The following is a 7050-nucleotide window of genomic DNA, read 5'->3' on the forward strand; positions in this document are numbered from 1 at the left end:
GAGCAGCGCCCGGCTTTTCCACTAACGATGCCCGCTCTCACGCAAAGGCTTTGCGCATGAAGGGGGGCAGCGCCAGGGCTCCACGATGGGCCTCTGCTGTATAGTACTGTAGCGGCATTTCGTGGCTGGCGGCAGCTTCTTCGCGGAAGCTTTCAACGCTGGTGCCTTTACCTGCCAACGTCACGCTCCACCAGCCGGAGGGGTAGACCGGTTGGGGGAAGGGCAAGGTGGCCACGCTGTCGAAGCCCGCTTCGCGCATGTCGTTGCGCAGTTCGCGAATGATCGAACCGCTATGGTAAAGCGGCGACTCGCTCTGCTGCACCATCACTCCGCCACTTTTCAGAATACGGTGGCAGCGTTTCAGGAAGTCGGTCTTGAACAGGCCTTCGGCCGGGCCGACCGGGTCGGTGGAGTCGATGATCAGCAGGTCGATGCTCTCATCGGCCGCGTCGTCGACCCACTTCACGCCGTCGGCAAACAGCAGCTCGGCGCGGGGGTCGCCGTTGGCTTCCACGAGTTCGGGGAAAAAGCGCTCGGCGGCCTTGGTGACTTCCTCGTCGATATCGATCTGGGTGACCTTCTCGACGCCCGGATGGCGCAGCACTTCTTTCAAGGTGCCGCAGTCGCCGCCACCAATGATGACCACGCGCTTGGGGTCCTGATGGGTGAACAGCGCCGGGTGGGCGATCATTTCGTGATACAGGAAGTTGTCGCGGTCGGTGAGCATCACGCAGCCGTCCAGCACCATCAGGTTGCCGTAAGTCTCGGTGGCGTACACTTCCAGGTGCTGGTAGGGGCTTTGCACATCCAGCAGTTTTTCAGAAACTTTCAGCGAGAAAGCGCTGCCGTGGCTATCAAAGACTTCGGTAAACCACTGGTCGTCGCGTAGGTCGCTCATTGCTTGGCTCCTGGGCATGAGTCGTTCGATTGAGTCGGGATGCCCTGATGGTACTGCGGGCTCAAGTCGTGCAGCGCCTCCATGAAGGCGGTGACGTGATCAGGGTTGGTGAACTGGCTGATGCCATGGCCCAGATTGAAAACGTGGCCAGGGCCGTGGCCGTAGCTCTCCAGTACGCGAGCCACTTCCGCACGAATGGCCGAAGGGCGCGCAAACAGCACGTTGGGGTCCAGGTTACCCTGCAGGGCCACCTTATGGCCCACGCGAGCGCGGGCGTCGGACAGCTCGGTGGACCAGTCGATGCCCAATGCGTCGGCACCGGCGCAGGCAATGTGCTCCAGCCACTGGCCACCGTTCTTGGTGAACAGAATCACCGGTACGCGGCGACCGTCGTGCTCGCGGATTAGCCCGGAGACGATCTGCTCCATGTAGCGTAGCGAGAACTCCAGGTAGGCCGGTGTGGACAGCGCGCCGCCCCAGGTATCGAAAATCTGTACGGCTTGAGCGCCTGCGCGAATCTGAGCGTTCAGGTAGTCGGTGACCGCTTGCGCCAGGGTGTCCAGCAACTGGTGCATGGTGTCGGGCGTGTCGTACAGCATGGTCTTCAGGTGACGGAAGTCCTTGCTGGAGCCGCCTTCTACCATGTAGGTGGCCAGCGTCCAGGGGCTGCCGGAAAAGCCGATCAGCGGCATACGGCCGTTGAGCTCACGGCGAATCGTGGAGACCGCCCGCATCACGTAGTCCAGGTCGCGCTCGGCATTGGGCACGGTGAGCGCGGCGACTTCTTCGGCGGTGCGTACGGTCTTCTTGAATTTGGGACCTTCGCCGGTTTCGAAGTACAGGCCCAGCCCCATGGCATCGGGGATGGTCAAAATGTCCGAGAACAGGATGGCGGCGTCGAGCGGGTAGCGCTCCAGCGGCTGCAGGGTGACTTCACAGGCCAGGTCATGATTGCGGCACAGGTCCATGAAGCTGCCCGCATCGGCGCGGCTGGCGCGGTACTCGGGCAGGTAACGGCCCGCTTGACGCATCATCCACACCGGAGTGCGGTCGACAGGTTGGCGCACCAGCGCGCGAAGAAAACGGTCGTTCTGCAAAGGTGTGGTGGTCATAAACACTTGCTCTTGGAAAATTTGCCCGCATTGTAAGGGAGTCAGCACATCCGACGATAGGAATTGTACGTGAAGTTGGGCAGCGGTGGCGCCTGTTGGCTGGCCAACATCGTCGCACCCCGGCCAATCCGTGAGGCTTGCGCCACTTCCTGTTAGACTATGCGCCCACTTGCCAACACTGATGTGGATAACTGGCCTGGTTCATCTGTGAGGTAATCCGTGACCATTCGCTTCATCGCCGCTTCCCGGCTGCCCACCCCCTGGGCCACGTTCACCATGCATGGCTTCGAAGACGATGCCACGGGGAAAGACCATATTGCGCTCACCCTGGGCGATGTGAGCGATGGCGCGCCGGTGCTGGGGCGGGTGCACTCCGAGTGCCTGACGGGCGATGCGCTGTTTTCCATGCGCTGCGACTGTGGCTACCAGCTGCAGGAAGCCCTCAAGCGCATTGCCAGCGAAGGCCGCGGGGTGCTGCTGTACCTGCGTCAGGAGGGGCGCGGTATTGGCCTGCTCAACAAGATTCGCGCCTACCACTTGCAGGACCAGGGGGCGGATACCGTGGAGGCCAACGAGCAGCTCGGCTTCGGTGCCGACATGCGCCGTTATGATCTCTGCGTGCCGATGCTCGAGCATCTGGGCGTCACGGCCCTCAAGCTGATGACCAACAATCCCCGCAAGGTCGATGCGCTCACCCGCGATGGGGTCAACGTGGTGGAGCGTCAGCCCATCACCACCGGCCTCAACCCGCATAACGAGCAGTACCTGGCCACCAAGGCGGGCAAGCTGGGCCACATGATGGCGCTGGATGACTTCACCCAGGCCAGCGATGTGGATATCGAGCGCAAGGGGTAGCGCTTACCCTTTGGCGGCCTGCTCCTTCTCCGCGGCGCGGGCCAGCGCCGGGCGGTTGGCATGGCGGGCGCGGTAGGCCACCAGCGGTTCCGGCAGGCGGTGTTTCATGCTCGCTGCCCAGCTCAAGGTGTGGGTCAGGAAGAGGTCGGCCAGTGTGAAGGTATCGCCCACCAGCGTCTCCTGGCCGTGGTAGCGGCGCTCCAGGGCGGTCAGGGCGCGCTGAAATTCCCAGGCGGCGGTGGGCAGGATGGAGGGCACGCGCTTGTCCTGAGGCAGGGCGAACTTGTGCTTGGCCTGCAGCCACAGTGGCTGCTCGATCTCGGTGACGATGAAGCTTAGCCACTGATCTACCTGGGCGCGTTCCTCCACGCTGTGTGGTAGCAGTTGGCCTTCGCCGTACCGTTCGGCGAGATAGCGGCAGATGGGCGCGGATTCGAACAGCGTCAGTTCGCCGTCTTCCAGCACGGGTACCTTGCCATCCGGGTGGCGAGCGAGATGCTCGGCGCTTTGCCCCGCGCCCTGGTCCAGGGCTACGTGGTGGCACTGGTACGCCAGGCCCAGCTCTTCCAGCGTCCAGGCGGCACGCAGCGAGCGGGAGTTGGGGAAACTATAAAGGGTGATCATGGGGCGGCTCCAGGCAGTACCGTGAAGCCTTCACTGTAGCCACTGCCTGAACGCCTGTCACGGGGCTACTGGCCCCGCGCCGCGCGGATGCGCTCGTAGGCATTGCCAATCTCGCTGGTGCGGGCCTGCGCCACCTCGCGCATGCTCTCCGGAAGCCCCTTGCCCGCCAGCTTGTCCGGGTGATTCTGGCTCATCAGGCGACGATACGCTTTCTTGATCTCGGCATCGCTGGCGTCTTCGGCCACGCCCAGTACGCGATAGGCATCCTTCAGAGCTTCCTCGCTGGCGCCTTGAGAGTTGGCCGTCGCGCCATGCAGCATGGCTTCGATCTGCTGTACTTCGGCCTCGCTGCAGCCAACGCCCCGCGCCACGCGCAGAATCATCTCATGCTCGGCGGGGTGCAGGACCCCGTCGGCGGCAATCGCGCTGAGCTGAACCTGCAAAAATACTTGGCGCAAAATGGGCTGACGCTGGGTCAGGCGATTGACCTTGGCCAGCTCGGCCTCCAGGTCGAAGTCGTCGGCACGGCCCCGTTCGAAGGCGGCCCGCGCCTTGGCGCGGTGCTCGCCCTGCAAGCGCATCTGGTCGAACAGCTTTTCGGCCACGCTCAGCTCACCTGGCGTGACCTTGCCATCGGCCTGGCAAAGGCAGCCCATCACCGAAAAGATCGACTCCAGGAAGCCTTCCTGCAAGCGCGTGCGGGCGGCATTCAAACGGCGCCCCAGCTGGCGTGCCAACCACCAGCCCAGACCCGCCCCCACCAGCAGACCCACGGGGCCGCCGCTGGCAAGGCCGATCAAACCAAACAGAATCATCAAAAAAAGCATAACGGTCTCAACAAGTTAGTCAGAAGGCTCAAGGCGACGGCAGGCGCGAACGAATGGCCGCTTCGATGCCGGCGGCATCCAGGCCGCAGTCGCGCAGCAGCTCGGCGGGGGTGCCGTGTTCGACGAAGCTGTCCGGCAAGCCCAGGTTCAGGACTTCGACCTGAACGCCTTCGGCGTGGAGCAGCTCATTCACCGCGCTGCCCGCGCCGCCTGCAATCACGTTCTCCTCCAGCGTGACCAGCAGCTCGTGCTCGTCGGCGGCGTGCAGCACGGCGTCGCGATCCAGCGGCTTGATGGAGCGCATGTTGATATGCGTTGCATTGAGCTTCTCGGCCACCTCGGCGGCGGCACCATTGATGCTGCCAAAGGCCAGCAGAGCGATGCGCATGCCGTCGCTGGTGCTGGTGCGACGAACCTCGGCCTGGCCAATCGCCATGGGCTCCAGATGGTCTGGAATGGCCACGCCGGGGCCGGTGCCACGGGGGTAGCGAACGGCGGCCGGGCCCGGGTGGTGGTAGGCGGCGCTGAGCATGGCGCGGCACTCTGCTTCATCGGCGGGGGCCAGAATCACCATGCCGGGCACGCAGCGCAGGAACGACAGGTCCATGCTGCCGTGGTGCGTCGGGCCGTCTTCTCCCACCAGGCCTGCTCGGTCGATGGCGAAGGTGACATCCAGGTCCTGCACGGCCACGTCGTGGATCAACTGGTCGTAGCCACGCTGCAGAAAGGTCGAGTAGATGGCGACGACGGGCTTCATGCCCTCGCAGGCCATGCCCGCGGCCAGGGTGACCGCGTGCTGTTCGGCAATCGCCACGTCGAAATAGCGTTCGGGGTAGGTCTGCGCAAAGCGAATCAGATCCGAGCCTTCGCCCATGGCGGGAGTGATGCCCATCAGGCGCGGGTCGGCGGCGGCCATGTCGCACAGCCAGTCACCAAACACATTGCAGTACTTCTTCTTGGGCGCAGCGGGGGGCTTCACCGGGGGCGCGCTGGACGCGGGCACTTTTTCCAGCTTGGTAATGGCGTGATAGCCAATCTGGTCGGCCTCTGCCGGCAGGAACCCTTTGCCCTTGACCGTCTTGATATGCAGAAACTGGGGGCCTTTCTGATCACGCAGGTTGCGTAGGGTCTGGGTCAGCGCGTCCAGGTCGTGGCCGTCGATGGGGCCCACGTAGTGAAAGCCCATCTCTTCGAAGAGCGTTGCGGAGCTCACCATGCCCTTCATGTGCTCTTCAGTGCGCTTGGCAAACTCCAGCGCGCCGGGCAGGTGCGAGAGCACTTTCTTGCCCTCTTCGCGCATTTTCAGGTAAGGCTTGCTGGAGAGCATCCGCGCCAGATAGGTGGCGATACCGCCGACGTTCTCGGAGATCGACATCTCGTTGTCGTTCAGCACCACTAGCATGTTGGCGTTGACGTGCCCGGCGTGGGCCAGCGCTTCGAAGGCCATGCCCGCGGTGAGCGCGCCATCGCCGATGATGGCACATACGCGGCGCGGGTCGTTTTGTGCCTGGGCGGCCAGGGCCATGCCGAGCGCCGCCGAGATCGAGGTGCTGGAGTGACCAACGCCGAAGGTGTCGTACTCGGATTCGGCGCGGCGGGGGAACGCGGCCAGGCCGCCGTGCTGGCGGATGCCGAGCATGGCTTCACGGCGGCCGGTGAGAATCTTGTGGGGGTAGGCCTGGTGGCCTACGTCCCATACCAGGCGGTCCCTGGGGGGTGTGGAAGGCGTGGTGCAGGGCCACGCTGAGTTCCACCACGCCGAGCCCTGCGCCAAAGTGGCCGCCGGTGACACCGACGCTATACAGCAGGTAGGCGCGCAGCTCGTCGGCCAGCTGCGCCAGCTGGCCGGGACTCATGGCCCGCAGGGCCGCGGGGTGGTCAAAGGAGTCGAGCAGCGGCGTCGCCGGGCGCTCGCGGGGTATCTCGTCGAACAGCTTCATAGGCGGCATGTTTTCATGGGTATGTTGTGAAAGGCATCGTTAGTGGTCGCGCTCGATCATGTAATGGGCAAGATCGGCCAGGGGCGCGGCGCGCTCGCCAAGCGGGGCGAGCGCGGCAATGGCGTCGTCGATCAATGCGTTCGCTTTTTGCTGGGCGCCCGCCAGCCCGAGCAGGCTGGGATACGTGGGCTTGGCGCGGGCAGCATCGGCACCGGAGGTTTTGCCCAGCGTGGCGGTGTCTCCGGTGACGTCGAGAATGTCGTCGTGAATCTGGAAGGCTAGACCAATGGCCCGCGCATAGCGAATCAGTGCCGCAAGGCGTGGGTCGTCGGCCTCGACGGCGATCAATCCACCCATCTGGACCGCCGCCACGATCAGCGCGCCGGTCTTGTGGGCGTGCATGTGAGCCAGTGCCTCGACATCGGGATGGCCACCCACGGCTGCCAGGTCCAGCGCCTGGCCTGCCACCATGCCATCGCGGCCAGCGGCCACCGCCAGGGTAGACACCAGCGCAGCCAGGCGCGGGTGCGGGCGGCTGGCCATGACTTCAAAGGCCAGCGCCTGCAGGGCGTCGCCTGCCAGAATGGCCGTGGCTTCGTCGTAGGCCTTGTGCACCGTGGGCTGGCCACGACGCAGGTCGTCGTCATCCATGGCGGGCAGGTCGTCGTGGATCAACGAGTAGGCGTGGATCAGCTCGATGGCTGCTGCGGGGGCGTCCAGGGCGTCGTCTTCTGCTCCCAGGGCACGCCCCGCCAGGTAGACCAGCAGCGGGCGCAGGCGCTTGCCGCCCACCA

The 7050-nt window shown here is 64.6% G+C and carries 6 protein-coding genes and 1 pseudogene; 1 reads left to right on the forward strand and 6 read right to left on the reverse strand.

The genetic code is table 11. From position 1 onward, the window contains the following. Window positions 1-37: 37 nt before the first annotated feature. Window positions 38-898, reverse strand: coding sequence for a polyamine aminopropyltransferase (gene speE, locus B7L71_RS02910; RefSeq protein ID WP_039178680.1), 861 nt, complete (start codon window positions 896-898; stop codon window positions 38-40). Continuing rightward, complete coding sequence (gene hemE, locus B7L71_RS02915; RefSeq protein ID WP_081135894.1) at window positions 895-2010, reverse strand: uroporphyrinogen decarboxylase; 1116 nt, start codon at window positions 2008-2010, stop codon at window positions 895-897. Before hemE ends, speE begins: the two co-directional genes overlap by 4 nt. Before the next feature lie 219 nt (window positions 2011-2229). On the opposite strand from hemE, the gene ribA reads away from it, so the two are divergent. Next, entirely contained in the window at window positions 2230-2865 is a 636-nt protein-coding gene (gene ribA / locus B7L71_RS02920; protein WP_039178678.1) for a GTP cyclohydrolase II, read from the forward strand. A 3-nt stretch (window positions 2866-2868) separates the two neighbouring features. Here the strand turns inward: ribA and B7L71_RS02925 are convergent, their stop codons facing one another. The 4 genes and pseudogenes from B7L71_RS02925 to B7L71_RS02940 all read right to left on the reverse strand — a co-directional run. Continuing rightward, window positions 2869-3489 (reverse strand): glutathione S-transferase family protein, encoded by a 621-nt coding sequence (locus B7L71_RS02925; protein ID WP_081135896.1) that lies wholly within the window; start codon window positions 3487-3489, stop codon window positions 2869-2871. Window positions 3490-3554: 65 nt separating this feature from the next. Further along, window positions 3555-4316, reverse strand: coding sequence for a co-chaperone DjlA (gene djlA, locus B7L71_RS02930; protein WP_081135897.1), 762 nt, complete (start codon window positions 4314-4316; stop codon window positions 3555-3557). A gap of 28 nt (window positions 4317-4344) precedes the next feature. Further along, window positions 4345-6256, reverse strand: a pseudogene (dxs, locus tag B7L71_RS02935) (1-deoxy-D-xylulose-5-phosphate synthase). A 39-nt stretch (window positions 6257-6295) separates the two neighbouring features. Beyond that, the coding region (locus B7L71_RS02940; RefSeq protein WP_081135899.1) for a farnesyl diphosphate synthase at window positions 6296-7050 on the reverse strand (755 nt) is incomplete at its 5' end.

Source organism: Halomonas sp. BC2, assembly GCF_002078115.1.
In the GTDB taxonomy this organism is placed as follows: Bacteria; Pseudomonadota; Gammaproteobacteria; order Pseudomonadales; family Halomonadaceae; genus Vreelandella; species Vreelandella stevensii.

Bases quoted from the DNA above. Each gene is read 5' to 3' on its own strand.
- djlA (WP_081135897.1), bottom strand. From the start codon at position 4,316: ATGCTTTTTTTGATGATTCTGTTTGGTTTGATCGGCCTTGCCAGCGGC.
- speE (WP_039178680.1), bottom strand. From the start codon at position 898: ATGAGCGACCTACGCGACGACCAGTGGTTTACCGAAGTCTTTGATAGC.
- hemE (WP_081135894.1), bottom strand. From the start codon at position 2,010: ATGACCACCACACCTTTGCAGAACGACCGTTTTCTTCGCGCGCTGGTG.
- B7L71_RS02925 (WP_081135896.1), bottom strand. From the start codon at position 3,489: ATGATCACCCTTTATAGTTTCCCCAACTCCCGCTCGCTGCGTGCCGCC.